The organism is Rhizobium sp. NPDC090275 (assembly GCF_044772225.1).
Classification (GTDB): Bacteria; Pseudomonadota; Alphaproteobacteria; order Rhizobiales; family Rhizobiaceae; genus Rhizobium.
The window spans coordinates 365,505-390,298 of sequence record NZ_JBIVYL010000003.1; the positions used below are offsets into that span (position 1 = coordinate 365,505).

Consider the following 24,794-nt stretch of genomic DNA (forward strand, 5'->3'; position numbering starts at 1 on the left):
TTGCCACCGGCATGACGCTCATCTCCGAAAGACGGTTGCGATCTCAAAGCTGTGCACGCAGCTTATGGTCAGCCGGGCATTTGTCAACCGAAGCTATCCGCCGTGTTTTAGTCCAGCCAGCTCGATGGCTCCCGCATGCCGTGGACAACGACGACGATTTCGGCGCCATAATTCGTTGGTTCGTAAATGGCGATGTACCGCCCCTCGACGATTATCCTGGCGAGTGCGCTGATGTCAGGTCGAGCGGCACCCATTTCAGGATATTCGGCAACCCGGGCGAACTTTTCCAGCAGTCTCTGGATTAGGCGATCTGCTGCAGTTTCATTGTGAACAGCGACATCGTGCCAGATATCGCGTATCTGGCGTTTGGCACGCGGCGACAGCCGGTACCGGTTAGCCACGGGCGGCGCGTTCTGCCTTCAGGCTTTGCAGGAATTCGACGGGATCGATTTCCTCAGGCTCTCCGCTCGCCTTTCCAGCTTCATATTCCCGTTTAAGATTTTCGAGTTCTAGCGCTCGGATTTTTTCGCGTTGCTCCAGCAGACGCAGGCTGTCTCTCATGACCTCGCTCGCGCTGGCGTAGCGGCCGCTCTCAACAAGGTCTTTGACCAAGCCCTCATAATGGGCTCCGATATTGTAGCTGGATGGCATGGTAAATCCTCGCGTCATCAAGCTCACATTATCAGTTTTTGATAATCGGGCCAAATGAAACCGTCGGTAGTCGCAGGCGGACCCAAAAACGAAAAACCCGGCACGCCGGCCGGGTCTTTCCGTCTGATCTCGTGCATCGGCCCTTAGCTACGGGCGATGATTTCCTTGCCTTCGATCTTCATGGCGACGCCGAGCGTGCCGGTCGAGCGGCGCACGAGGAAGCGTGGGCGGCGGTTGGCGAAGTAGGAGTGGCGGCGGCGCGGCTTCAGGTGGCTGGTGCGCAGTTCGCCGAGATGCTCTTCCAGCGGGCGGGCAATGCCGTCGGCCTCGACCATCAGCATGGGAATACGAAAGGCTTCCGACCAGCCGCGCCAGTCGGCGGCGATGTCGGAAAGGTCGTGTGCGACCAGAAGCGGCACGCAGAGGTCGGGGTCTTCGTGGTGCAGTTCGAGCGTCACGGTGACTTCGCCATTGCCATGGTCGATGGCACGTGCGGCGACGCCCTTGAAGGCGCGCTTCGGCAGCGCGATGGAGAGTGGAAGGCCGCTCGAGGGGAGGATCTTGCGCAGGATGGCGCCGCGTTCGTCGATCGTTATGCTGACATCGCTTGTGGAGTCGTGGATGGCGTAGCTTACCTGCTGCGGAAAGCGCGACGGATCAAGACGAAGTGTCGCTCCAGCCCATGCGGGCTTCATAACGGTATTGTTCATGTTCATTCTCACCCTTGTCTTACCTGAGAGCCGGTTTCCGGTCTTCTCCTCGGGACTTTTCGTCCTCTGTGGCTGACAATAGGCGCCGCCTGTTCGAGACAGCTTAAAAATCGCGGTTAAGAAGACCTTGCCTCCCTGGATGGTTATCAAAACCAAACGTGGCAGGGTTTCCGAGAAGTGAACGCAGGGGTGTACCAGGTTGCAACAGGGCGTGGGTAAGTCTCGGGTAAGCTTTTCATAGCAAAATGAGGCGGAAACCGTGTGTCATTCATCTAAGACTTTGCCGGAATAGAACGCTCATGATCTCCGCTTCGATGGCCTATACGATATTGTCAGGCGATATGCAGAAGAGCCTTGACCGCGTCGCTTCGCAGACGACCGTCAAGCGTGATGCCCAATATTACGAAGAGAACATCAACAAAGTCAAAGACATAGACGATTTCCTCGGCAACTATAAGCTCTACAGCTATGCCATGAAGGCCTATGGCCTCGAGGATATGACCTACGCCAAGGCCTTCATGAAGAAGGTTCTGGAGAGCGACCTGACGGATGCCAGCAGCTTCGCCAACAAGCTGTCGGACAGCCGCTACAAGGAGTTTGCCTCCGCCTTCAATTTCGGAACGGCGGCGACCGACGCGCAAAGCGACGGCCAGGAAACCGATATGCTCGGTCTCTACACGCAGTCCTTCGCGGATGAGGGCGCCAACGCCGCCACGGAATCGACCTATTACAGCACAGCGATCGACAAGGTGCAGAGCGTCACCGGTCTGACGTCGAGCACCCGCCTGCGCACCTACGTTCTCAGCGCATTTGGTATCGATCCAACCTACGCCTCCAACGATTATCTCAGCAAGGTCCTGACCAGCGATCTCAACGATCCCAACAGTTTCGTCAACACCAGCGGAAACGCCAAGTACAAGGCGCTTGCCGCCCAGTTCAGCTTCAATGCCGATGGTACGGTCAACGGCACGGCACAGACCGCCGATCAGAAGAACGCGGTCATCGAGCAGTACAATCTCACCGTCCCGTCGATCGTTACCACCAAGGCAGCCGAGTACAACAAGGCCTATTTCGACGCCAATATCGGCCAGATCACCAGCGTCGACCAGCTGATTTCGGACAAGCGTCTGACCTCCTACATCAAGGCCGCCTACGGCACGGGTGAGGATTTCAGCGATGCCGGCCTGAAGCGCGTGCTGACCGATTCCAGCTATGCAGGTCTGCTGGGATACAGCGCGCTGCACGCCGCCTTCAATTTCAACAGCGACGGCACGGTCGACACCACGAAGGCAGGCTATGCCGCGCAGACATCGGCCCAGATCGGCGCAACAACGACGGCTGCCGACAATGTGTCGAGCGCCTACGCGACCAAGATCACCAGCATAAAGACGGTCGACGATCTGATCGCGGATACCAAGATGACATCCTACATCAAGGATGCCTATGGCGTTCCGCAAAGCTTGAGCGACACGGACCTCAGAAGCGTTCTGACCGATTCCAGCTACGCCAGCCTGCTCGGCCTGCAGAACGTGCATGACGCCTTCAATTTCCAGGCCGACGGCAGCGTGACGTCCGCTGGCGCGCAGACCTCCAGCCAGACGCGTCTCGCCGGCTACAGCGCGAGCGACAATCTCAGCTATTACCGCAGCAAGATCAGCACGCTCTCCAATGTCGACGACCTGATTGCCGATACGAAGCTGACGAGCTTCCTGAAGAGCACCTATTCGCTCCCGTCAACGATCAGCGACGCCGATCTGAAAAGCATCCTCACCGATTCCAACTTTGCCGCGACGAGTGGCTACAGCAACGTCAATGAGGCCTTCAATTTCGCCGCCGATGGCTCCGCCGCGGCGATGTCCGGCCCGCAGAGCACGCAGCAGACGACGAGCGTCGATACGCTTTACGCAGCGCATTACGCCGACGAGCAGCAGGCCGAGATCGATAGCGCCGTCGCCAACTACAAGACGCGGATGGCCGACGACAACGTCACCAATGTGACCGATTTCCTTCGTACAAACCTGACCTCCGACACCGATAGCAGGAACGACGACCTTCCGGACCTGTACCAGATGGCGCTTCGCTCCTATGGGCTCACCGAGCAGGATGTCTCACGCACCCAGATGCGCAAGTTGTTGCAGAGCGATCCCTACGATCCAGACGGCTATGTCGCCTCGCTCAAGGACGATCGCATCACCAACATGGTCCGCGCGTTCAATTTCGGCACGGATGGCAAGGCCGCATCGGAAGTGCAGGCCCTATCGACGGCCGTGCTTGCGAAATATGCGACCACCTACAAGTCGCTCGCGACACTGGGCATGAGCTCCGGCCCGCTGAGAGACAAGGCATCCGACGACGCGACCAAGGAAGTCGATGACTTCGCCAAGAAAATCGCGACGGTGAAGTCCCTCGACGATTTCCTGGCCGACAGCAAGCTGACCGATTTTGTGCTGAAGGCCAACGGCCTTGACCCGAAGGACTACGATGCGGCGACCCTGAAGAAGATCTTCACCTCGGATGCCACGGACGCCAAGAGCTACCTGAACAAGACGGCGCCTTCGAAATTCAAGGAAATCGTCGCCGACTTCAACTTCGACACGGCGGGCAATCTGACCCGGTCCAAGATCGGCGCGATCCAGAACGTCGGTGCCGAAGAGCGGACGCAGGAGGGTTACCTGCAGATGACGCTCGAAACCCAGGAAGGCGAGACCAATGAAGGCGTGCGCCTCGCGCTCTACTTCGCCCGCAAGGCACCGAGCATCACGTCGATCTACTCGTTGATCGGCGACCAGCCGCTGTTCCAGGTGATCACCACCACCTTCAGCCTGCCGACCAGCATGTCCAACATGGATGTCGATAAACAGGCGACGATGCTGAAGAAGTTCATCGACATCACGGATTTCCAGGATCCGAAGAAGGTCGACAAGCTTCTGCGGCGCTTCACCGCGATGTATGATCTTCAGAACAATACCAACACCTCACCGGCGCTGACCATCCTGAAGTCATAGGCGTAAAACGCCGCTCCACGAACAGGAGCCAAGCGCCGCTTTCACAGCGAGGCATCAGAGCGGCCATCCGGCCGCTTTTCTCATCAGTCGATATTGACGACCTTGCCGGGGTTCATGATGCCGGCGGGATCGAAAACCTTCTTGATGCGGCGCATCAGGTCGATCTCGATCGCCGGACGGATCGCCGCAAGCTCGTCGCGCTTCAACTGGCCAATGCCGTGTTCCGCCGAAATCGAGCCGCCATGCGAAAGCACCAGCCCGTGCACGATCACGTTCATCTCGTGCCAGCGCTCAAGGAATGCCTGCTTATCGGCGCCAACCGGCTGCGAGATGTTGTAGTGGATGTTGCCGTCGCCCATGTGGCCGAAGGCGCAGATGCGTGCGCCGGGCATGGCCGCCATCACCGCCTGCTCGGCCTCGTGCATGAACTGAGGCACCGTCGAGACCGGCACCGAAACGTCATGCTTGATCGATCCGCCCTCAGGCTTCTGCGCTTCCGACATGCTCTCGCGCATGTGCCAGAGCGCTGTCTGCTGCGCGACGGAAGAGGCGATTGCCGCGTCCTGCACCAGACCAGCCTCGAAACCCTGCTCCAACAGTGCCGTCATCATCCGCTCGGCGGTCTCGGCCGAATCCGATGTCGAGATGTCGATCAGCACGTACCAGGCATGTTCGCTCTCCAGCGGATCACGCACGCCCTCGATGTTGCGGGCGGTGATCTCCACGCCGAAGCGCGGCATCAGTTCGAAGCCGGTCAGCGAGGTGCCGCACAGGCTGGAGGCGAGGTTGAAGAGCGATAGCGCGTCCTCGACCGAGCTCAGGCCGGCAAAGGCCACCTGCTTGCCGAGCGGCTGCGGAAAGAGCTTCAGCACCGCGCCTGTGATGACACCCAGCGTGCCCTCGGCGCCGATAAAGAGATCGCGCAGGTCGTAGCCGGTATTGTCCTTCTTCAGGCGGCGCAGCCCGTCCCAGATCTCGCCGGTCGGAAGTACGACTTCGAGCCCGAGGCAGAGCTGGCGCATGTTGCCATAGGCGAGCACGGCGGTGCCGCCGGCGTTGGTCGAGAGGTTGCCGCCGATCCGGCAGGAGCCTTCCGATCCGAGAGACAGCGGAAACAGCCGCCCATGCGCCTCGGCCGCCTTCTGCACGTCGGCAAGGATCGCGCCGCCATCGGCAACGAGAACGTTGGCGACGGGATCGACGTCGCGGATCTTGTTCATCCGCTCCAGCGACAGGATGATGTCTGACTTGCCCTCGCGCGGCGTCTGCCCGCCCACAAGCCCGGTATTGCCCGTTTGCGGCACGACTGATGTGCCGGTCTCGCTGGCGAGCTTCAGGATCGCGGAGACCTCCTGAACGTTGGCGGGCTTCAGAAGCATCGGCGAGGAGCCGTGGTAGAGACCGCGGTTCTCGATCAGGTGTGGCGCCAGATCGGCCTCACCGCGCAGCGCGTACTTGTCGCCGACGATGGCTGCGAAACGGTCGAGTAGCTCAGGTGAAACGCTGCTCATCGGGCCTTATCCTCTGTTATTCCCGTGGGGCCGCGGCGCGCCGCAGCCGGTCGTTGATGGCTTCGCCGAGACCCTCGTCGGGAATGGCGCTAAAGGCGATCGTCGCCGCGCCGCTGGCATCGGCACGCTTCATGTAGTCGAAAAGATTGGTGGCCGCTTCGGCGAGATCGCCGCTCTCGCTGAGATTGAGAACGACCTTGGCCTTGTCGGCGTTCGCCACGGGGGAGGAACCAAAGGCGATCAACGCCTCGCCCTCTCTCACCTCGATCGCATCGAGCCGCACGGCAGCCCCCGGCGCATAGTGCGAGGCCATCATGCCCGGCGCCTCGATCGCGGCGGACGCCACTTTCGGGCGCACCAGCTTTACGCCTGCCACGCGCTCGATCTCGTCAGCCGGCAGCCCGCCCGGCCGCAGCAGCCTGAGCTTCCCATCCTCGACCTTGACGATGGTGGATTCCACGCCGACATCGCTCGCCCCGGCATCGAGGATCAGCTTGATCTTCTCTCCGAGATCGGTCTGCACATGCGCGGCGCTGGTGGCGCTGATCTTGCCGGATGTATTGGCGCTCGGCGCCGCCAGCGGGTGGCCGAAGGCGCGGATCAATTCGCCGGCAAATCCCTTCGGCACCCGGATGCCGATAGTATCGAGCCCGGCCGTCGCCAGCGCATGGATGCCGCTCTCGGCCTTCAAGGCCACGACGATCGTCAGCGGACCGGGCCAGAAGGCCTCCGCCAGCGCCCGTGAGAGCGGATCGAAATCGGCATAGGTCTCCGCCATTTCGAGGTCCGCCATGTGACAGATCAGCGGATTGAACTGAGGGCGGCCCTTGGTCTCGTAGATGCGGGCGATGGCGGCCGGATTGGTGGCGTCGGCGGCAAGGCCGTAGACGGTCTCGGTCGGAATGGCGATCGGCAAACCTTCGCCCAGCACCTTGCAAGCGGCGTCGATCGCCTGCTGCCTGTTCTCGGTGATGTCGATGATCTCTGCCATATGCCGCCCGGATAGTCTGTCCGGCAGTCCTTATGCCGTTGCGGCCCCGCGATCAATATCAGAGCTGGCGAATGATCCCGATCAAAGCCTGCGCATGGCCTCAGAGTTGACGAATGATCTCACGAAGCTGCTCGTTGCGGGCGCCGAGCAACAGCACGTTCCTGATCGCCACCTGCGGATCGTCGGTGCGGAATAGCAGGCCGTTGCCGCGGATGTTGCGGTCGATCGTCATCTTCTCCGGCGTGTGCTCGCCTGGCCGGATGGCGACGGCGAAGTACATGCGCGAGTAGCGCACGTCGATCTTCTCGAAGACATTGTCGTTATCGCCGATATCGGCGTAGAAATTGGCGATATAGAAGGCCCAGCTGACCGCGTCATATTGCGCGAACTTGGTGCGCGCGGCCGTCACATGGCAGTAGCCGAGATGCGGGCTGTCTTCCAGCGTGCGGTGAAACACCATCTTCGGAAACTGGATGGCGCGGTGAAAGCCGTTGATATGCTGGTGCGTCTTCTCGCCGGCGGTCTGCAGCTTGCGGCCGGTCTTCTCTGCCACTTCGTCGTGGGTGAGATAGCGGCGCTCGGCGGCCAGCCAATGGGACTGGTGGCGGGTGATCTTGCCGGTGCGCAGGAATTCGGAATGCGGCGCGACCGGCGCGGTGGGCTGGTCGATGCTCGCTCTGGCATCGAAGTAACGAAGTTTCGCCATGGTCTCGGATCCGGCTGCCTGTCTCTTTGGCCGAAGGATAGGCAATCATGCTTAATGCGATGTTAAATTGGGCCGACTGCCATTGCTGCTGCTACAAACTGCCACAAGCTGCTGTCGCAAACAGAATATCGCTGGCAAGGCCGCTCTCGCCTCCCTTGATCTCTGGCAATTTCGCAAAAGCCGCAAATAATCCTATTTGTTTGAAGCGACGCGGAAATGCCCGTTTTCTGTCGTGCCGCCAATGCCCGAATGCAACTGTCGCCATTTTCGAAGCCGATGTCGCTTTGCAGCCACGCGGGCGGCGTGGGCAGTGGTTAAATGCATGACATAGGCAATATCTCCTTCGGGAGAGGGGGCGAGCGCTTCCCGCGGCTTTCGCCATCCGTTATATGGCAGCCCGAATAGACGAGGATATGAGATGGATATTCGCAGCAACGTTTTACGGCAGCTCAAGAACCGCCGCGAGGGCTTCAGCCTCGAGCAACCCTTCTATATCGACGAGGATTACTTCAAGCTCGATATGGAAATGATCTATTATCGCGACTGGCTGTTCATGGGCCATGACTGCGAGCTGCCGAAGGCCGGCGCCTATTTCACCGTGCAGATCGGCCAGTATCCCGTCGTCATCGTTCGCGGCCGCGACAATGTCATCCGCGCCTTCCACAACAGCTGTCGCCATCGCGGCTCGCGCGTCTGCACCAAGGATCACGGCTCGTCGGTCCGTCTTGTCTGTCCCTATCATCAGTGGGCCTATGATCTAGACGGCAAGCTCGCCTTTGCCCGCCACATGGGCGACGATTTCGACAAGTCGGGCTTCGGCCTGAAGCCGGTTCATTGCGAAAGCTTCGGCGGCTATATCTTCATCTGCCTCGCCGACAAGGCGCCCGACTTCCAGCCGGTTCGCGACATGGTCGCCCCCTACATGGTGCCGCATCACCTGAAGGACGCCAAGGTCGCCTTCCAGAGCACCATCATCGAGAAGGGCAACTGGAAGCTCGTCTGGGAAAACAACCGCGAGTGCTACCACTGCGCCGCAAACCATCCCGAACTCTGCCGCACCTATCCCGAGGCCCCGAGCGTCACCGGCACCGATGGCGGCGCCGATGATCCGGAGATTGCCGGCCACTGGGCGCGCTGCGAGGCCGCCGGCCTTCCGAGCAAGTTCCAAATCTCGCCTGATGGACAGTTCCGCGCTGCCCGCATGCCGCTGATCGAGGATGCCGAGAGCTACACCATGTCCGGCAAGCGTGCCGTCGCCCGTCCGTTGTCGGATGACGTGACGATCGACCGGATCGGCACCATGCTGCTCTTCCACTATCCGACGACCTGGAACCACATCCTCGGCGACCACGCGATCTCCTTCCGCGTCCTCCCGCTCAGCGCCAACGAGACGGCCGTGACCACCAAGTGGCTGGTCCACAAGGACGCCGTAGAGGGTGTCGATTACAATCTCGAGGAACTGACCCACGTCTGGACCGAGACCAACGACCAGGACCGCCGCATCGTCGAGGAAAACGCCTTCGGCATCCACTCGCCGGCCTATGAGCCCGGTCCGTACTCGATGCTGCACGAGGGTGGCGTCATGCAGTTCCTCGAATGGTACGCGCTGTTTATGACCAACCGCCTGCAGGGCGATCAGGCCAAGCTCTCCGTCGTCGCCTGACGCTAGCCTCGCAAGAAAATACAGCCCCGCGCTTCACCGAAGCCGGGGCCGTTTTCGTTTTGGGCGTTCAGAAATCCTGATAGTTCAGAGCGTTGATTTCGCGCGGCGGCACCGATGAGGTCACGAGCCCATCCCGCGCCGCCACCGTCACCGCTGTCGCGGCTGCCGGCAGCTGTGCGGCGGCGGGCAATTGCGCGATCGGCGGCAGGCCCGGTGTTGCGGCCACTGGCGGTGGTAGCGGCTGGCGCGGTTCCATCTCGATCTTGGCGAGGATCAGTGGCGGATCCGGCTCGCGCGCCGGCAGGAGATTGCCCTGCGCCCAGATCTTCGCAAGGTCGGCCTTGCTCATGGCGGCGACATTGACGTCGATATCGGTCAGCGTGCCCGGCACGCGGTAGGGGCAGCGCCGCTTGCTGCAGTTGGCGCCGGCCGAGAACTGCCAAAGCAGATAGTTGTCCCAGTTGCCCATCGGGAACACGCCTTTGACATCGGGCTTGTAGCGCGCATACCAGATGGGCAACCGCGCCAGCACGGGATAGTCGTTGCGGTAGGCGGCGATGTAGCGGGCGGTATCGTGGTTGGTGTAGAGCACTGGATAGCGCCCGGTCCGCGTCTTGATGTGGCCGACGAAGATCTGTGCATCCTCGAGCGACATGAACTTTTGGGGATCGATGCCCTCCAGATCGAGGATCATCATCTCGTCCGGCTTGGGTGTCGCATAGTCGAGAAAGTGGTTGGCCTGGTCGATCGGGTTTCCCGGGCGGGCGAGGTGATAGGCGCCCCACAAAAGCCCGGCGGCGCGCGCCACCAGCCGCCTTGTCTGGAACAGCTCGCGGCTGACCGCGTACTTGCGCCACATCGTCTTGCAGTGGCCCACCGTGTCGCCGGCATGGTCGCCATCGCACGAAAAACTTTCGGGCAATCCGTCCGACGCCTTGGAGATGAAGCCGGCGATCCGCTTGTCTGAGGTCAGCGCTTCCCAGTCGATCGTGTTCAGCTCGTAGCCATCGACGACGAGCGCGTTATCGGTCTTTTTCCAGGGGAGTGTATCGCCGGCCGTGGCGTAATGAGACAGTCCGGCCGTGATCGCCAGAAGCAGAATACGGAGAGTGGCTCTTCCATGCCGTTGCTTCATGTAACGAGAGTGATGAAAACTGGTTAATGGATTGCTTATCAGCTTTTACGAATAAACAAAAAACCGTGACCGGTCGCGAAAAAAGATGCGTTTAGAAACATTTTCCCCATCAATGCGTTACACCACGGATTAATTTACGGTGAGATTGGAGTCTTCATGCCCAGGTCGTTCAAGCAACTCGTCGTCGCGGCCATTTCCTCATTGATGCTGGTGACAAGTGTCGCGCCGTCGCAGGCGGTCCAGATGCCTGCAGCGCCGCAGATGGAAAAATCGGCGGATGTTCAAAACGTGCAGTATTGCCGCTATGGCCGTTGCGGACCGCGTCCGGGCTATTATGGCCGGCCGGGTGGCTACTATCCCGGTTATCGCCCCGGTTACCGCCCGGCCTATCGCCCCGGCTGGTACGGCGGCTACCGTGGCTACACCTACGCACGTCCCGGCTATCGCCACTATAACGGCTACTGGTACCCGCTCGCCGCCTTCGGCGCCGGCGCCATCATCGGCGGCGCGATTGCCAGCCAGCCGCGCTATGCACCGGCACCGCGCTACGTCGCCCCGGTCGGATCGAGCCATGTCGCCTGGTGCCAGCAGCGCTACCGCTCGTACCGCGCCTATGACAACACGTTCCAGCCGTACAACGGCCCGCGCCAGCAGTGCGTTTCGCCGTATTGACGGTTAGAGGGTGTATTCGCTAGCTCGGCGCCCGGAGCCCCCTCATCCGACCCTTCGGGCCACCTTCTCCCCGTTGGGGAGAAGGGAAGATGGAGCAAGCGGCCTCGCCCCGAGTCTCTTCTCCCCAACGGGGAGAAGGTGCCGGCAGGCGGATGAGGGGGCTCCGCGCTCCACCGTCTAACTATCGCTAAAGTCCACCCACCTCACAAAATATTCACCCGCTTCAACAACCACCAAGCCAGCGCGATCGATGCGATGATCATCCCGATCGCGTATTCAGTCCCCGTCGACCCCTGCGTGAACGGCAGATTGGCCGTGTTCATGCCGAAGAAGCCGGTGACGAGCGTCGGCGGCAGCAGGAAGGCGGTCATGATCGACAGGATGTAGAGGTGCCGGTTGGTCTCCGATGAGAGCTTGGAATCGATTTCTTCGTGCAGCAGCCGCGCCCGGTCTTGTAGCGCGTAGATATCGTGGTCGACCGTCTCCAGCCGCGCCGTCAGCCGTCCGGCGACGTCCTCGAAGCCGAAGGGCATTTCGTCGTCATCGGAAGCCGCCGCCCGGCGCATCAGGCCGAGCACGGTCCTCAGGTGCCGGTGGATGCGCACGACGGTGCGCCGGACCGGCGCCAGCCGCCGCCGCTCGTCGCGCGGCGCGGTGTCGTAGACGAAGTCCTCGATGATGTTCAGCTCTTCGGTCAGGTCCATCACGATTGAAATCAGCGTGCGCTGGAATTCGGTGACGAGCAGCTCGAACAGATCGACCGGCCGGGTAAACTTCGCCGGGTTCTTCTCCATCAGCAGCCGCGCCCGCTCGACGCTGCGCAGCGGCTGCAGTCGGGTGGTAATGATGAAACGATCGGAGATCGCGAAATGCAGCCAGCCTAGATCGGCGGTCTCGTGGTCGAACTCACGCTGGCAATCGACCAGCGTGCCGTAAAGCATCTGCTCGTCGACCGTGATGGCCGAATGCGTGTCGTGCGTGGTGAGCGCCGCCTTGGCGTCGTCGGTCAGCCCGGACAGCGCATCGATAAGCGCGGGCACCCGGGCGTCGGCGAGGTTGAGATGCAGCCAGTAGAAACCGCCATCGGCGGTGAGGTCCGCCGGCAGCGCGTTGTTGGAAAGCCGTATCGGCTTGCCGCCGCCGTCGGGGAAACGGTAGCCCCAGACGAACCCCGGCATGCTCACAGGCAGTGTATCCATTCTTTGCCGGTCCTCTTGCATTGGCGGTGCGCTCCACGCTGGCGTCTGGGTCTTGGCGACCAGCAGCACCGGATCGGCAGCTCATATGAGAGCATGAGCATGGCGCCGCACCCGATGGCAAGACCCTTTCAAGCGATGCCTCCCTATGACGGGAATCCTACAGTTTCATGACAGTGACGCCCACAAGTTTGAAATTGACGTTTACGTAAAAATCAATTAGCTCTGCCGTCGGAGGAGCGGGTAGGGGAGAGCTACCCCGCGCCATCAGGCTTACGAGGAGAACAGCATGTACAAGGCGCCCGTCGAGGAGATCGCATTCACCCTCAAGCATGTAGCCGGTCTCGCCCAGGCGATCGACGACGGCCTGCTTGGCGATCTCGGCGAGGATCTGGTCGATGCGATCCTTCATGAAGCCGGCCGCTTCGCATCCGACGAGATCGCGCCATTGGCGGAGATCGGTGATCGCCAGGGCGCGCGCATATCGGACGGCAAGGTGACGACGCCCGATGGCTGGCGCGACCTCTACCGCAACTGGATCGCAGGCGGCTGGAACGGCCTGACCGCATCCGAAGACTTCGGCGGCCAAGCGCTGCCGCATATGCTGAATGTCGCGGCACTCGAAATGTGGAACTCCGGCTCCATGGCCTTCGCGCTTTGCCCGACGCTGACCATGGGCGCCATCGAAGCCATCAGCGCCCACGGCAGCGACGCTCTGAAACAGACCTATCTCCCGAAACTCGTCTCCGGCGAATGGACCGGCACGATGAACCTGACGGAGCCGCATGCCGGTTCCGATCTTGGCGTGCTCAAGGCCCGCGCCGAGCGCCGCGACGACGGCAGCTACCGCATCTTTGGCCAGAAGATTTTCATCACCTGGGGCGAACACGACGCCGCCGACAACATCATCCATCTCGTGCTCGCCCGCCTGCCGGATGCGCCCTCAGGCACGCGCGGCATCTCGCTTTTCCTCGTGCCGAAATTCCTCGTCAACGAAGACGGTTCGCTCGGCGCTCGCAACGATCTCTTCTGCCATGCGCTGGAGCACAAACTCGGCATCCACGGCTCGCCCACCTGCACGATGATCTATGGCGACGGCCGCTTCGGTGCGGAGAAGGGCGCCATCGGCTGGCTGGTCGGCGAGGAAAACAAGGGCCTCGCCTGCATGTTCACGATGATGAACAACGCCCGCCTTGCCGTCGGCATGCAGGGCGTCGCCATCGCCGAAGCTGCCACGCAGAAGGCCGTCGCCTACGCCCGCGAGCGCACCCAGGGCAAGGCGCCCGGCTGGGCGGGAGCAGGCATGAGCCCGATCATCGAGCATCCCGATGTCATCAGAATGCTGCTCACCATGAAGGCGCTGACCCAGGGCGCCCGCGCTATCGCCTATAGCTGCGCCCACGCCACCGACATGGCCCACCGCGCCGGTGATGACAAAAAACACTGGCAGGAGCGCGCCGCCCTGCTGACCCCGGTCGCCAAGTCCTTCGCCACCGATATCGGCGTCGACGTCGCATCGCTCGGCATCCAGGTGCACGGCGGCATGGGCTTCATCGAGGAAACCGGCGCCGCGCGTTATCTCAGGGACGCCCGCATTGCCCCGATCTACGAAGGCACCAACGGCATCCAGGCGATCGACCTCGTCACCCGCAAGCTGCCTCTATCCGATGGCGGCGAGGTGAAAAGCATGATCGCCGAACTACAGGAGATCGCCGACCGCGTCGGTGCCTCCAACGCCGAAAACTTCGGCGCGACCGCGAACCGCCTGAATGCTGCCATCACCGACCTCGAGGAAGCGACCGATTGGTTCCTGTCGCAATTGGCGGCCGGCAACGTGGCCGACGCGCTTTCCGGCGCCACGCCCTATCAGCGCCTGTTCGGACTGACGCTGACCGGCTGCTATCTCGCCAAGGGCGCGCTCGCCGACACGGACGATGGCAAAGCCGCCGATCGCATCGCGCTCTGCCGCTTCGCCGCCGAAAACCTGCTGGCCGAGACCACGGCGCTGAGGGATACGGTCGTCAACGGCGCCGCAAGCCTCGCCGCCGCCAGATCCATTCTCGCCTGAGGGACCCGATATGACCGACCACATTCTCATCGAGCGCTCCGAGGCCCATCCCGGCGTCCAGATCATCCGCTTCAACCGCCCGGACAAGAAGAACGCCATCACCCGCGCCATGTATTCCGTCATGACCGAGGCGCTGACTTCGGCTGACGGCAACCCCGACATCCGCGCCACGGCCTTCCTCGGCACCGAGGGCTGCTTTTCCGCCGGCAACGATCTCGGCGACTTCCTGGCTGTGGCAATGGGCGGCGGCATGCCGCGTGAGGTCATCGATTTCCTCTATGCGCTGGTGCGGTCGGCAAAGCCTATCGTCTCGGGCGTCGATGGCCTGGCGATCGGCATCGGCACCACCATGCACCTGCATTGCGACCTGACGGTTGCGTCCGCCCGCAGCCAGTTCCGCACCCCCTTCGTCGATCTCGCCCTGGTGCCGGAAGCTGCATCCAGCCTGCTCGCCCCGCGCATCATGGGCGCCCAGCGCGCCTTCGCCATGCTCGCCGCCGGCGAACCCTTCTCCGGCGGGGAGGCGAGGGATGCCGGCCTGGTCTTCAAAGTCGCGGAGCCGCATCAGGTCGAAGCGGAAACGCTCAGCCTCGCGTCAAAACTCGCCGCCAAGCCGCCAGAGGCGCTGCGCCTCTCGCGCGATCTCATCCGGGGCGACCGCGAACAGATCATCGCCCGCATCGACGAGGAAGCCCGCCACTTCGCCGCCCGCCTGCAAAGCGCCGAGGCCCGCGCCGCCTTCGAGGCTTTCATGCGCCGTTGAATCACGAAATCTCGCGTCGATAATTGCGAGATTATGTTTTTTGACGGGTAAATTTGCGAAAGTAGAAATTTACTACAATTTAAGGGGACGCATCAATTCTCGCGCCAAAACGAGGGTTATGCTGTGAAACTATTTAAAAGTGCATTGTCGTTCAGGCAGGAAATCTCTGATTTTATCTTCATGCGGTCGCCGGATGCGTATTACGTACTGGAAGACGAGCACATCGTCGATTGCAACCATGCGATGGAGGTCATGCTCGATCTGCCTCGAGACAAGATCATCGGCATTCATCCCGCGAAGCTTTCACCGGCGGTGCAATCGGATGGCCGCCCGACCAGTGAAGCAGCGGTCGCCGTGTTTGCCGAGATCAAGAAAAACGGCATGGCGCGTTTCGAATGGGATCATCAGCGTCTCGATGGTACGCCGCTGCCGGTCCTGGCAACGATCCTAGAGGCCAATATCGCTGGTCGCAATGCACAGGTCGTCTTCTGGCAGGACATTGGCGATGTGGTGAAGATGCGTCGCCAGGAGGCCGAAGCCCGCAAACGCGACGAGGCGAAGGCCGCCGAGCAGGCGGAGGTCGTGCACACCCTTGCGTCTTCTCTGAGAAAGCTCGCCGCCGGCGATCTCGATTGTCTCCTCGAAAAGCGCTTCCCCAATGAATATGAAGGGCTGCGCCAGGACTTCAACGGCACCGTAGATCAACTGGCCGGCGTTCTCGGAAAGCTCGCGGTGAACGCCGAAACAATCCGCGCCACCACCGCCGAACTCAGCCGCGCCACCGACGATACTGCACGCCGGACCGAGAAACAGGCAGCCGGCGTCGAGGAAACTGCCGCTGCCCTCAACCAGATGACTGCGGCCGTCACCAGCACCGCCGAAAGTGCTGCCACCGCCGCCAGCTTCTCGGCCAAGGCCAAACAGGACGCCGAGGAATCGGAAAAGATCTCCAACCAGACCGTCGCTGCGATCGATGAGATCGCCCAGTCCTCGAAGGCGATCAACCAGATCATCGGCGTGATCGACGAGATCGCGTTTCAGACCAATCTGCTGGCCTTGAACGCTGGCGTCGAGGCGGCGCGCGCGGGCGAGGCTGGACGCGGTTTCGCCGTCGTTGCCCAGGAAGTGCGCGAACTCGCGCAACGTTCCGCCAAGGCGGCGAAGGAGATCAAGACGCTGATCGTCAATTCCGGTACGCAGGTCGAGCGTGGTGTCGCGCTGGTGAGCGATTCCGGCAAGGCGCTGGCGGATATCATCGGCCACCTCTCGCACATTTCTCAACTCGCGACGACGATCGCCGATTCCGCCAGGGAGCAATCGTCAGGCCTCGTGCAGATCAACGCGGCGATCAACCAGATGGACGGCGCTACGCAGCAGAACGCGGCCATTGTCGAGGAGACCGCCGCCGCCGTGCATGGTTTGTCGGAGCAAGCCACTGTCCTGAGCGGTCTGGCATCGGCCTTCCGCCAGCGCCGGGATACACCGGCAAAAATGCGCGCCGCCGCCTGATATCGGTGGACGGCGCAAGGCCGCCGATTGCCGACGTCTCGTTCGACTAAAAAGAGCCGCCACGCCCAGCGTGCGCGGCTCTTTTACTGTGACGTCATCCAGGAATGTTCAAAAAGTATTACTTTTAATCAAATTTTACCGATTCACTTGTTTAGTGATCTGCAATGCATGACGCAGCACGGGCATGAGCGCCCGGCCCCTTTTCCGGCACAATCAAAGGCGCAGACGCCAGCGGATCGTTACTCCGATCGCTGAGGCATGTCGGTCGGCCGCATTCGAGACAATGCTATGTTCAAAATGAAGATCAAGACGCTGCTTCCGGTGCTCTTTCTGTCCCTCGTCGCCATCTCCCTCGTGCAGGGCGCCATTGCCGCCGTCGCGCTGACCAGTCTCGAAGCCAATACGCGTGAGATCGGCGCCCGAAATATCCCGAACACCGAGCGCCTGCATGCCATCGTCACGACGCTCAACGACGTGCGCCGCAGCTATGCCGACTATCTCTTGGCCTCCGGCAAGACCGATTTCCGCAACGCCGAGACCACGCTGAAGACCCGCCGCCAGCGGCTTGCGAGCGCCATCGATGCCTTTGAAAAGCAGCCGAAGAGCGAGTATATGACCCAGAACTTCGCGCGGCTGCAGAAGGCGCTCGATAACGACACCGCCGTTGCCGACAAGATCATCGCGCTCGCGCTCGACAACAAGCGCAGCCAGGCCAATTCGCTTTATCGCGGCGAGCTGTCCATGTCGGCCAACAACATCCAGACGCTGGTCGACGGCATGATCGCGAGAGATCGTCAGTCGACCGATGCCGGCCTCGTCTCGGCCGCCGGCAACTATTACGCCGGCACGGTCTCGATCGTCGCAGGCCTTGCGGTCGCGCTGGTTGCCGCCATCGCCGCCGCCTATCTCGCCTGGAAGCGGATCTCGCGGCCGATCACGACGATTGCCTCGCGCATGGCAGGCCTAGCCGATGGCGATCTCGAAGCCGCCGTTCCCTATACCAACCGCCATGACGAGATCGGCGACATGGCCGCCGCCGTCTCCGTCTTCCGCGACAACGCCTTTGCCCGCCTCGATCTCGAACGCAGCGCCGAGGACAATCGCGCCCAGGCCCGCGACGAACGCGCCCGCAACGAAGCCGTCAAGGCGCGCGAGGCAGCCGAGATCAATCACGCCGTGGAAGCGTTGGCCGGTGCCCTTGGCGCCCTGTCGGAAGGCGATCTCGCCCATCGCATCGAGCAGCCTTTCGCCGATCACCTTGATCGCCTCCGCAGCGACTTCAACACCTCGGTCGCCAAGCTCAGCGAAGCGCTGGAAGAGGTCGGTCACAACGCGCATGCGATCGACGCAGGCGCCGGCGAGATCCGCAACGCCGCCGACGGCCTTGCGCGCCGCACCGAGCAGCAGGCCGCCTCGATCGAGGAAACGGCTGCGGCACTCGAAGAGATCACCACCACGGTGAAGGACACCGCCCGCCGCGCCGAGGAAGCCGGCAGCCTCGTGTCGCGCACCCGCGGCGGTGCGGAGGAGTCCGGCAACATCGTCCGCAAGGCCGTCTCCGCCATGACCGAGATCGAGCAATCCTCGCAGAAGATCGCCAATATCATCAGCGTCATCGACGACATCGCCTTCCAGACCAATCTCCTGGCGCTCAACGCAGGCGTCGAGGCCGCGCGTGCTGGCGAAGCCGGCAAGGGTTTTGCCGTCGTCGCCCAGGAAGTGCGCGAGCTCGCGCAGCGTTCGGCCACGGCCGCCAAGGAGATCGAGGCCCTGATCTCGGCCTCCAACGCCCAGGTTCGCTCCGGCGTCAGCCTCGTCGGCGAAACCGGCAAGTCGCTGGAAACGATCGTCGGCCAAGTGCAGGACATCAGCCGCCATGTCGACGCGATCGTCACCGCCACCCGCGAGCAGTCGACCGGCCTCGCCGAGATCAACACTGCCGTCAACACCATGGATCAGGGCACCCAGCAGAACGCCGCCATGGTCGAGGAGCAGACAGCCGCAAGCCATGGCTTGGCCCAGGAAGCCGCCAAGCTGATGAACCTGCTCGGCCAGTTCAACCTGCAACCGGACAATCACACCATGGCGCGCCGCTACGCCGCCGCCTGATCGATTGGTGACATAAACGACAAAACGCCCGCGCATGTCGCGGGCGTTCTTTTGAGGGGTTGGAAAGATCGGGAAAACCCGTTATCCGTGCATCCGCTGACGCTCGGGCTGCTCCGCGATGAAACGGTTGTTGCGGGCCGAAAGCGGCTCCACCGGTAGAATATCGATGACATCGGCAGCATCGAATTTGCGCTTCATGCCGCATATCGTGGCAATCACGACGCCCCTGTCAATATTGAAGGATGTCGCCAGGAAATTCCGTTCGTCGCCATGATCATCAATGGAAATAACAAACATATTATCCTCCGTGTATTATCCATTGATACACGCAGATTATTTATCATAGATGAATTTATAGATGAATTATATTCTGTCGACTTGGGCAATCATTAGGAAATGCTGTTGAACGCCCGCTGCACTCACGCTCCGCGCAGGTGCAGCGGAAGCCAAGAGGATCAGCTCGCCTGCGGGATGCGCGCGATCACCTTGATCTCGAAATCGAAGCCCGCCAGCCAGTTGACGCCGACAGCCGTCCAGTTCGGATAGGGCTTATCGCTGAACACCTTCAGCCGGACGTCGTTGACCGTCGCGAACTGGTTTTCGGGATCGGTATGAAAACTGGTGACGTCGATGATGTCGTCGAAACCGGCGCCGGCGGCCTTCAGCACGGCGGCGAGATTGTCGAAGGCGAGCTGCACCTGCTTCGGAAAATCAGGCTCCGGCGATCCGTCCTCGCGGCTGCCCACCTGGCCGGAGACAAAGAGAAGATCGCCGGAGCGGATCGCCGCCGAATAGCTGTTGATCTCATAAAGCGCCTGTCGGCCGGCGGGGAAGATTGCGTCGCGTTTGGTCATGTCATGCTCCTGTTTCAACAAGGCAAAGGCCAGGCGTCCGCCGTCACGCCAAAGGGCGCGACACGTTGCTCTTCAGTCACCTGAATCTCTGCTCTTCACGATCAAGGGCGAAAGTGATATACGCCCCGTATGTGAATATAGGAAGTATGCGCCGCGTATGTCAATACGCATGCGGCGCGTATGTTAATTTACGGAGACGAGGGTGACGGCGAGAACGCGCGCGCAGATGGTCGAGGAAACGAGGGGGAAACTCATCGCGGCCGGCCGAAAGGCTTTCGCCACAAAGGGTTATGCCGCCTCGTCGATGGATGATTTCACCGCCGAAGCGGGCCTGACGCGCGGCGCGCTCTATCACAATTTCGGCGACAAGAAGGGGCTGCTGCAGGCCGTCATCGACCAGATCGACGCCGAGATGCTGGTCCGCCAGCGCGCCGCGCAGGCCAAGGGGAAGACACCCTGGGAAGGCTTTATCAACGAAGGCATCGCGTATATCGAGATGGCGCTCGAGCCCGAGATCCAGCGGATCATGCTGCTCGATGGCCCCGCCGTGCTCGGCGATCCCTCGCAATGGCCGAACCAGACCGCCTGCCTGCGCACCAGCACTGAGACCATCGAGGCGCTGATTGCGGACGGCATCGTCAAACCCGTGGATGCCGAAGCCGCAGCCCGACTGATCAACGGCGCGGCGCTCAACGCAGCACTCTGGATCGCCGCGGCCGATGATCCGCATGCGGTTCTGGAAAAGGTCGTCGATGCCTTCAAACATCTCGCCGGCGGCCTTTTGCGGACCGCCAGCTGACAGAGATCCAGCGGCGCCGGGTTTACTTCTCCAGCGTCGCCACCACCTCGACATGCGAGGTCCACAGGAACTGGTCGATCGGCGTCACCGAGGTGATGCGATAGCCACCCTCGACGAGAATGGCGAGGTCGCGCGCCAGCGTCAGCGGGTTGCAGCTGACGGCGGCGATCTTCTTGACCGTGGAGCGGGCAAGCTCCTTGCACTGGAACTCAGCGCCAGCGCGCGGCGGGTCGAAGACGACGGCGTCGTAAACCTTCAGTTCCGAGGTCATCAGCGGCCGGCGAAAGAGGTCGCGGCGCTCGACGCTGACGGGCTTGATGCCCTGCGTGTTGCGCGCGGCGTGGTCGAGTGCCGCAAGCGGCTTGTCTTCGCTTTCGACAGCATGCACGCGGCCGATCCGCGCCAACCTGAGCGAGAAGGTGCCCGTACCGGCGAAGAGGTCGGCGATGCGCTTGGATTTGCCGACATGCGCAAGCACCAGCTCGGACATCGCTTCTTCGGCCGGCTTGGTCGCCTGCGTGAAGCTTCCCGCCGGTGGCGATACCTGGACGCCGCCGAAATCGAGCATCGGCTTCACCGGTTCGATCAGGATCTCGCCATTGACGGAGACGCGTGCGATCCCGCGCATCGAGAGCACGGTCTCGGTCGCCTTGCGCCGCTGCTGGTCCGAAAGCTTCTTCAGGCCGTCGGCGGCAATGTCGAGGCCGGTTGCCGTTTCCAGCACGGTGATACGGAACGCTTCGGCGTTGACGGCAAGTGCTGCGCCAATCGCCTTGATCGCCGGCAGCCGCGCAATGAGGCTTGCCGACGAGATGGGACATTCCTCGATATTAACGAGATGGTGGCTTTCAGCCTGGTTGAAGCCGATGAGCATCTCTTTCTCGGTCTTGCGCGCCGCGAATGTCACGCGGCGGCGCTCGCCGGGATGAGCGACGACAAGCTCGCCGACGTCAGGTGTGAGACCCTTGGACTTCAGCGCATCGATGACCAGCTGGCGCTTGAAGCCGCGATAGAGCGCATCACCTGCGTGCTGCAGCGTGCAGCCCCCGCAGGTGCCGTTGACGCCATCGGGGCCGAAGTGCCGACAGTGCGGCTCCTGCCGCTCCGGCGAGGGCGTGGTGATCGACATCACCGTGCCCTGGCTCTTGACGCGCGCGATGGCGACCGTTTCGCCCGGCAGCGTGAAGGGCACGTAGACGGGGCCATCAGCGCCGTTGGCGATGCCGTCGCCCTGGGCGCCGAGCTTCTGGATGGTGACTGTTTCAGTGCTCACGGCTTGGTTCCTGCGAGTAGATATTCCTGGTTTCCGTCCCCGCCCGAGATCGGCGAGGGGATCAGCCCGAGGCTGGTCCAGCCCATGTCCTCGACGAACCAGCGCTCCAGTTCGGCGGCGACGGCGGGTGCGGTCGAAGGGTCCTTCAGCATGCCGCCCTTGCCGATCGCCTCGCGCCCGGCCTCGAACTGCGGCTTGACCAGCAGCACGGCGGTAGCACCCTCTTCAGCGAGATCGAGCGCCGGGGCCAGCGCCAGCTTCAGCGTGATGAAGGAAACGTCGGAGACGATGAAGGTGAGGGGATGGCCGATATCCTCGGCCTCCAGATTGCGCGCGTTCAGGCCCTCGATATTGGTGACATCGGGGTTTTCGGCAAGGCGCGGGTGCATCTGGCCGTGGCCGACGTCGATCGCGGTCACATGCGCGGCGCCGCGTTCGAGCAGCACTTCGGTAAAGCCGCCGGTGGATGCGCCGACATCGAGACAGTGATGGCCCGTCGGATCGAGCTTGAAGTGATCGAGCGCGGCCGCAAGCTTCAGCGCCGCGCGCGAAACATATTCCTGCGCGGGATCATCGATCTCGATCGAGACATCCTCGCCGAAGACGGCGCCGGCCTTGGTGATGACCTTGCCGTCGACCTTGACGGTGCCGCGGCTGACCGCGTCGCGGGCGCGCGAACGGCTGGCAAAAAGACCCAGGCTGACGAGGAGCTGGTCGATGCGTTGTGTATTTTGATCGGACATGGCCTGTCCATGCCGGGCAATGCGGCGCGTTGCAAGCCTTTTGTTGACTGCCGCCGCCGCCGCGCCGGTCCCGCGATCTCCGGCGGATCGGCTACGACGGCTCACCTGTCGGCGCTGCCATAGTCGCCAGTGGAAATTAGCAGTCTCTAGCCAAGCGAAAAGAGACCTACAACCTGCGCTATGATGGCTTGCAATAACGAGACGCCAAACGGGTTGAATCCCCGAGAATCCAGCGCCTGCAGCCGATAAACTGCGACCCGTTGTCGCGCTAACTTAAACAATTTTAAATTTTCCGTGGCTAGTGTCGCCGTCGATTGCAGCGGCCAAAAACCGCGTTCGCCATGATGGCTTAAAATCCTACCGCCGATCATGTTTTCCCTCGTTGATAGTTTCCCCGCATGCGTCCGCGCGTGCCCGATTTGCCATGGCGCCAGGCGCCCAGGAAAGACCGACTGATGTTTGCAAGAAACATGTCCCTGAACGGTAAGCTCGCCGCGACCTTCGCGGCTCTCATTCTCATCTTTGTATCCGTCTCCGCCTTCGTCTATTCGAAGGCTGGCGCCGTGGCGGAAGCTGCCGTCGAGGAAAAGCGGTCGGAGCTGCTGGTCAACCAGATCGACGACGCGCTGCAGGCCATGCTGGAGCAGGCCGTGAACCTGCGCGGCTTCCTGCTCTTCAAGAGCGACAGCACTTATGGCGATCTCTTCAATAACCGCGACCGCATGCTGAACGCGATCGCCGCCGCCAAGCAGACGGCCGCGGGCAAGACCGAGTTCCTGGGTCAGATCGACGCCATGCAGAAGGCCGCCGACCTCTATTTCAACCAGCTTGCCGTGCCGCAGAGCAAGGCGCGCAAGGAAACCGACATGCCGATCGACCAGATCGTCAAGATCGGCGTCAACGAAACCAAGGGCCAGCTCGACGGCTTCCGCCAGGCCTCGGCCAAGATCAAGCAGGCCGCGCGTGATGAATCCGCAGCGCTTTCCGCCATCAAGGCCGATGCCAGTGCAGCGCTCAACATGACGCTGCTCTTCGGCGGCATCTTCGCGGCCTTCGCAGCCGTCGCTCTCGCCTGGATGCTGTCGCGCAGCATCGTTCGCCCGATCGTCGGCATGACCTCCGCCATGGGCCGTCTGGCCGGTGGCCAGAACGATATCGAGGTTCCGGCACTTGATCGCCAGGACGAAGTCGGCCGCATGGCGCAGTCGGTGCTGGTGTTCAAGAACGCGGCGATCGAAAAGCTGCGTCTGGCCGGCGAAACCGACCGCATGCGTGGAGATGCCGAGCGCCAGCGCCAGATGGGCGACGAGCAGAAGGCGCGCGAGGAAAGCGAACTGCGCTTCGCCATCGACAACCTCGCCGATGGTCTCTCCGGCCTTGCCAACGGCAATGTCGCGATCCGCATCACCACCGCCTTTGCGCCCCAGTTCGACCGCCTGCGCAACGACTTCAACCACGCCGTCGAAAAGCTGCAGGCAGCCCTGCAGTCGGTCGGCCATAACGCGTCCGCCATCAATGCCGGCGCCGGCGAAATCCGCACCGCAGCCGACGATCTGGCCCGCCGCACCGAGCAGCAGGCCGCAGCCGTCGAGGAAACGGCAGCTGCCCTCGAAGAGGTCACCACCACGGTCCGCGACAGCGCCAAGCGCGCCGAGGATGTCGGCCAGCTCGTCGAGCGCACCCGTCTCGGCGCCGAGCGCTCCGGCGAGGTCGTCCGCAAGGCCGTCACCGCCATGCAGGAAATCGAGAAGTCCTCGGGCGAGATCTCCAACATCATCGGTGTCATCGACGACATCGCCTTCCAGACCAACCTGCTGGCGCTGAACGCCGGCGTCGAGGCAGCACGCGCCGGTGAAGCCGGTAAGGGCTTCGCCGTTGTCGCCCAGGAAGTGCGCGAGCTCGCCCAGCGCTCGGCCAATGCCGCCAAGGAAATCAAGGCGCTGATCAACACCTCGGGCACGCAGGTCAATTCCGGCGTCTCGCTGGTCGGCGAAACCGGCAAGGCTCTGTCGGAGATCGTCGGCGCCGTGCAGGAGATCAATCGCCATGTCGGCGCCATCGTCACCGCCACGCGCGAACAGTCGATCGGCCTGCAGGAGATCAACACCGCCGTAAACAACATGGACCAGGGCACCCAGCAGAACGCAGCCATGGTCGAGGAACAGACGGCCGCCAGCCACTCGCTCGCCCAGGAAGCCATGGCGCTGGACGATCTGTTGCGCCAGTTCAACCTCGGCAACGACCGCGCCGCACCGCGTGCCGCAACCGCCACTGCGGCCTCGCGCCCGGTCGCCTCGCCGGCCAACGCGCTGAAGCGCAGCGTTGCCCGCGCTTTCGGTGGCGGCGGCGCAAGTGCCGCGGCCGTCAAGGAAGAATGGTCGGAGTTCTGATCGAACGCCTGATCATCGATAGGAAAGGGAAGGGGCTGCGCATCGC

General features: G+C 62.2%; 23 protein-coding genes. 9 read left to right on the plus strand and 14 right to left on the minus strand.

What is annotated here, in order from left to right:
- Positions 1-107 precede the first annotated feature (107 nt).
- The 3 genes from ACIQUB_RS09745 to ACIQUB_RS09755 form a co-directional block, all read right to left on the minus strand.
- On the minus strand, positions 108-401 hold the full coding sequence (locus ACIQUB_RS09745; RefSeq protein ID WP_402929348.1) for a type II toxin-antitoxin system RelE/ParE family toxin: 294 nt from the start codon (positions 399-401) through the stop codon (positions 108-110).
- Positions 394-651 (minus strand): type II toxin-antitoxin system ParD family antitoxin, encoded by a 258-nt coding sequence (locus ACIQUB_RS09750; RefSeq protein ID WP_113235432.1) that lies wholly within the window; start codon positions 649-651, stop codon positions 394-396. The genes ACIQUB_RS09745 and ACIQUB_RS09750 overlap by 8 nt, the downstream gene beginning before the upstream one ends.
- A 143-nt stretch (positions 652-794) precedes the next feature.
- Positions 795-1,361, minus strand: a complete 567-nt coding sequence (locus ACIQUB_RS09755; protein ID WP_112944656.1) for a DUF6101 family protein — start codon at positions 1,359-1,361, stop codon at positions 795-797.
- A gap of 299 nt (positions 1,362-1,660) precedes the next feature.
- Here ACIQUB_RS09755 and ACIQUB_RS09760 point away from each other — a divergent pair, with 299 nt between their 5' ends.
- Positions 1,661-4,366 carry a DUF1217 domain-containing protein gene (locus ACIQUB_RS09760; protein ID WP_402929351.1) on the plus strand — a complete coding sequence of 902 codons (2,706 nt, stop codon included), beginning with the start codon at positions 1,661-1,663 and terminating at the stop codon, positions 4,364-4,366.
- Between the two features lie 83 nt (positions 4,367-4,449).
- On the opposite strand, the gene ACIQUB_RS09765 is transcribed toward ACIQUB_RS09760, so the two are convergent.
- The 4 genes from ACIQUB_RS09765 to ACIQUB_RS09780 form a co-directional block, all read right to left on the minus strand.
- A complete protein-coding gene (locus ACIQUB_RS09765; RefSeq protein WP_113235434.1) occupies positions 4,450-5,877 on the minus strand; it encodes an FAD-binding oxidoreductase in 1,428 nt (475 codons plus the stop codon).
- 16 nt (positions 5,878-5,893) lie between these two features.
- Positions 5,894-6,868, minus strand: a complete 975-nt coding sequence (locus tag ACIQUB_RS09770; RefSeq protein ID WP_113235435.1) for an L-threonylcarbamoyladenylate synthase — start codon at positions 6,866-6,868, stop codon at positions 5,894-5,896.
- 100 nt (positions 6,869-6,968) lie between these two features.
- Entirely contained in the window at positions 6,969-7,574 is a 606-nt protein-coding gene (locus tag ACIQUB_RS09775; protein WP_113235436.1) for a DUF6656 family protein, read from the minus strand.
- Positions 7,575-7,665: 91 nt separating this feature from the next.
- Entirely contained in the window at positions 7,666-7,839 is a 174-nt protein-coding gene (locus tag ACIQUB_RS09780; protein ID WP_162737356.1) for a hypothetical protein, read from the minus strand.
- A 153-nt stretch (positions 7,840-7,992) separates the two neighbouring features.
- Between ACIQUB_RS09780 and ACIQUB_RS09785 the strand changes: the two genes are divergently transcribed.
- Positions 7,993-9,237, plus strand: a complete 1,245-nt coding sequence (locus tag ACIQUB_RS09785; protein WP_113235437.1) for an aromatic ring-hydroxylating dioxygenase subunit alpha — start codon at positions 7,993-7,995, stop codon at positions 9,235-9,237.
- Between the two features lie 67 nt (positions 9,238-9,304).
- Here ACIQUB_RS09785 and ACIQUB_RS09790 read toward each other — a convergent pair whose 3' ends face one another.
- Positions 9,305-10,372 (minus strand): GH25 family lysozyme, encoded by a 1,068-nt coding sequence (locus tag ACIQUB_RS09790; RefSeq protein WP_113235438.1) that lies wholly within the window; start codon positions 10,370-10,372, stop codon positions 9,305-9,307.
- 156 nt (positions 10,373-10,528) lie between these two features.
- Between ACIQUB_RS09790 and ACIQUB_RS09795 the strand changes: the two genes are divergently transcribed.
- Entirely contained in the window at positions 10,529-11,044 is a 516-nt protein-coding gene (locus ACIQUB_RS09795) for a BA14K family protein (protein ID WP_113235439.1), read from the plus strand.
- Positions 11,045-11,247: 203 nt separating this feature from the next.
- Here the strand turns inward: ACIQUB_RS09795 and ACIQUB_RS09800 are convergent, their stop codons facing one another.
- A complete protein-coding gene (locus ACIQUB_RS09800; protein ID WP_018902083.1) occupies positions 11,248-12,243 on the minus strand; it encodes a transporter in 996 nt (331 codons plus the stop codon).
- Positions 12,244-12,529: 286 nt separating this feature from the next.
- Here ACIQUB_RS09800 and ACIQUB_RS09805 point away from each other — a divergent pair, with 286 nt between their 5' ends.
- The 4 genes from ACIQUB_RS09805 (at position 12,530) to ACIQUB_RS09820 (ending at position 18,689) form a co-directional block, all read left to right on the plus strand.
- Positions 12,530-14,308: an acyl-CoA dehydrogenase gene (locus ACIQUB_RS09805; RefSeq protein WP_402929355.1), complete on the plus strand. Its 1,779-nt coding sequence runs from the start codon at positions 12,530-12,532 to the stop codon at positions 14,306-14,308.
- A gap of 10 nt (positions 14,309-14,318) precedes the next feature.
- Positions 14,319-15,071 (plus strand): crotonase/enoyl-CoA hydratase family protein, encoded by a 753-nt coding sequence (locus ACIQUB_RS09810; protein WP_402929357.1) that lies wholly within the window; start codon positions 14,319-14,321, stop codon positions 15,069-15,071.
- A 180-nt stretch (positions 15,072-15,251) separates the two neighbouring features.
- Positions 15,252-16,580: a methyl-accepting chemotaxis protein gene (locus ACIQUB_RS09815; RefSeq protein WP_113235443.1), complete on the plus strand. Its 1,329-nt coding sequence runs from the start codon at positions 15,252-15,254 to the stop codon at positions 16,578-16,580.
- 288 nt (positions 16,581-16,868) lie between these two features.
- On the plus strand, positions 16,869-18,689 hold the full coding sequence (locus ACIQUB_RS09820; protein WP_113235444.1) for a HAMP domain-containing methyl-accepting chemotaxis protein: 1,821 nt from the start codon (positions 16,869-16,871) through the stop codon (positions 18,687-18,689).
- Positions 18,690-18,770: 81 nt separating this feature from the next.
- Here ACIQUB_RS09820 and ACIQUB_RS09825 read toward each other — a convergent pair whose 3' ends face one another.
- Complete coding sequence (locus ACIQUB_RS09825) at positions 18,771-18,986, minus strand: hypothetical protein (protein ID WP_018902078.1); 216 nt, start codon at positions 18,984-18,986, stop codon at positions 18,771-18,773.
- A gap of 158 nt (positions 18,987-19,144) precedes the next feature.
- Positions 19,145-19,543 carry a RidA family protein gene (locus ACIQUB_RS09830; RefSeq protein ID WP_113235445.1) on the minus strand — a complete coding sequence of 133 codons (399 nt, stop codon included), beginning with the start codon at positions 19,541-19,543 and terminating at the stop codon, positions 19,145-19,147.
- Between the two features lie 226 nt (positions 19,544-19,769).
- Between ACIQUB_RS09830 and ACIQUB_RS09835 the strand changes: the two genes are divergently transcribed.
- On the plus strand, positions 19,770-20,342 hold the full coding sequence (locus ACIQUB_RS09835) for a TetR/AcrR family transcriptional regulator (RefSeq protein ID WP_113235446.1): 573 nt from the start codon (positions 19,770-19,772) through the stop codon (positions 20,340-20,342).
- Between the two features lie 22 nt (positions 20,343-20,364).
- On the opposite strand, the gene ACIQUB_RS09840 is transcribed toward ACIQUB_RS09835, so the two are convergent.
- The 3 genes from ACIQUB_RS09840 to ACIQUB_RS09850 form a co-directional block, all read right to left on the minus strand.
- Positions 20,365-21,615: a class I SAM-dependent RNA methyltransferase gene (locus tag ACIQUB_RS09840; RefSeq protein WP_113235447.1), complete on the minus strand. Its 1,251-nt coding sequence runs from the start codon at positions 21,613-21,615 to the stop codon at positions 20,365-20,367.
- On the minus strand, positions 21,612-22,358 hold the full coding sequence (locus tag ACIQUB_RS09845) for a TlyA family RNA methyltransferase (protein ID WP_113235448.1): 747 nt from the start codon (positions 22,356-22,358) through the stop codon (positions 21,612-21,614). The genes ACIQUB_RS09840 and ACIQUB_RS09845 overlap by 4 nt, the downstream gene beginning before the upstream one ends.
- A 146-nt stretch (positions 22,359-22,504) precedes the next feature.
- Positions 22,505-22,729: a hypothetical protein gene (locus ACIQUB_RS09850; protein ID WP_162737357.1), complete on the minus strand. Its 225-nt coding sequence runs from the start codon at positions 22,727-22,729 to the stop codon at positions 22,505-22,507.
- 84 nt (positions 22,730-22,813) lie between these two features.
- Here ACIQUB_RS09850 and ACIQUB_RS09855 point away from each other — a divergent pair, with 84 nt between their 5' ends.
- Positions 22,814-24,748, plus strand: coding sequence for a methyl-accepting chemotaxis protein (locus ACIQUB_RS09855; protein WP_113235449.1), 1,935 nt, complete (start codon positions 22,814-22,816; stop codon positions 24,746-24,748).
- Positions 24,749-24,794: the final 46 nt, after the last annotated feature.

What these genes read in the sequence shown, in the direction of transcription:
- ACIQUB_RS09750 (WP_113235432.1), bottom strand. Translation starts at nt 651, where the DNA reads ATGCCATCCAGCTACAATATCGGAGCCCATTATGAGGGCTTGGTCAAA.
- ACIQUB_RS09755 (WP_112944656.1), bottom strand. Translation starts at nt 1,361, where the DNA reads ATGAACAATACCGTTATGAAGCCCGCATGGGCTGGAGCGACACTTCGT.
- ACIQUB_RS09760 (WP_402929351.1), top strand. Translation starts at nt 1,661, where the DNA reads ATGATCTCCGCTTCGATGGCCTATACGATATTGTCAGGCGATATGCAG.
- ACIQUB_RS09765 (WP_113235434.1), bottom strand. Translation starts at nt 5,877, where the DNA reads ATGAGCAGCGTTTCACCTGAGCTACTCGACCGTTTCGCAGCCATCGTC.
- ACIQUB_RS09770 (WP_113235435.1), bottom strand. Translation starts at nt 6,868, where the DNA reads ATGGCAGAGATCATCGACATCACCGAGAACAGGCAGCAGGCGATCGAC.
- ACIQUB_RS09775 (WP_113235436.1), bottom strand. Translation starts at nt 7,574, where the DNA reads ATGGCGAAACTTCGTTACTTCGATGCCAGAGCGAGCATCGACCAGCCC.
- ACIQUB_RS09780 (WP_162737356.1), bottom strand. Translation starts at nt 7,839, where the DNA reads ATGGCGACAGTTGCATTCGGGCATTGGCGGCACGACAGAAAACGGGCA.
- ACIQUB_RS09785 (WP_113235437.1), top strand. Translation starts at nt 7,993, where the DNA reads ATGGATATTCGCAGCAACGTTTTACGGCAGCTCAAGAACCGCCGCGAG.
- ACIQUB_RS09790 (WP_113235438.1), bottom strand. Translation starts at nt 10,372, where the DNA reads ATGAAGCAACGGCATGGAAGAGCCACTCTCCGTATTCTGCTTCTGGCG.
- ACIQUB_RS09795 (WP_113235439.1), top strand. Translation starts at nt 10,529, where the DNA reads ATGCCCAGGTCGTTCAAGCAACTCGTCGTCGCGGCCATTTCCTCATTG.
- ACIQUB_RS09800 (WP_018902083.1), bottom strand. Translation starts at nt 12,243, where the DNA reads ATGGATACACTGCCTGTGAGCATGCCGGGGTTCGTCTGGGGCTACCGT.
- ACIQUB_RS09805 (WP_402929355.1), top strand. Translation starts at nt 12,530, where the DNA reads ATGTACAAGGCGCCCGTCGAGGAGATCGCATTCACCCTCAAGCATGTA.
- ACIQUB_RS09810 (WP_402929357.1), top strand. Translation starts at nt 14,319, where the DNA reads ATGACCGACCACATTCTCATCGAGCGCTCCGAGGCCCATCCCGGCGTC.
- ACIQUB_RS09815 (WP_113235443.1), top strand. Translation starts at nt 15,252, where the DNA reads ATGCGGTCGCCGGATGCGTATTACGTACTGGAAGACGAGCACATCGTC.
- ACIQUB_RS09820 (WP_113235444.1), top strand. Translation starts at nt 16,869, where the DNA reads ATGTTCAAAATGAAGATCAAGACGCTGCTTCCGGTGCTCTTTCTGTCC.
- ACIQUB_RS09825 (WP_018902078.1), bottom strand. Translation starts at nt 18,986, where the DNA reads ATGTTTGTTATTTCCATTGATGATCATGGCGACGAACGGAATTTCCTG.
- ACIQUB_RS09830 (WP_113235445.1), bottom strand. Translation starts at nt 19,543, where the DNA reads ATGACCAAACGCGACGCAATCTTCCCCGCCGGCCGACAGGCGCTTTAT.
- ACIQUB_RS09835 (WP_113235446.1), top strand. Translation starts at nt 19,770, where the DNA reads ATGGTCGAGGAAACGAGGGGGAAACTCATCGCGGCCGGCCGAAAGGCT.
- ACIQUB_RS09845 (WP_113235448.1), bottom strand. Translation starts at nt 22,358, where the DNA reads ATGTCCGATCAAAATACACAACGCATCGACCAGCTCCTCGTCAGCCTG.
- ACIQUB_RS09850 (WP_162737357.1), bottom strand. Translation starts at nt 22,729, where the DNA reads ATGATCGGCGGTAGGATTTTAAGCCATCATGGCGAACGCGGTTTTTGG.
- ACIQUB_RS09855 (WP_113235449.1), top strand. Translation starts at nt 22,814, where the DNA reads ATGTTTGCAAGAAACATGTCCCTGAACGGTAAGCTCGCCGCGACCTTC.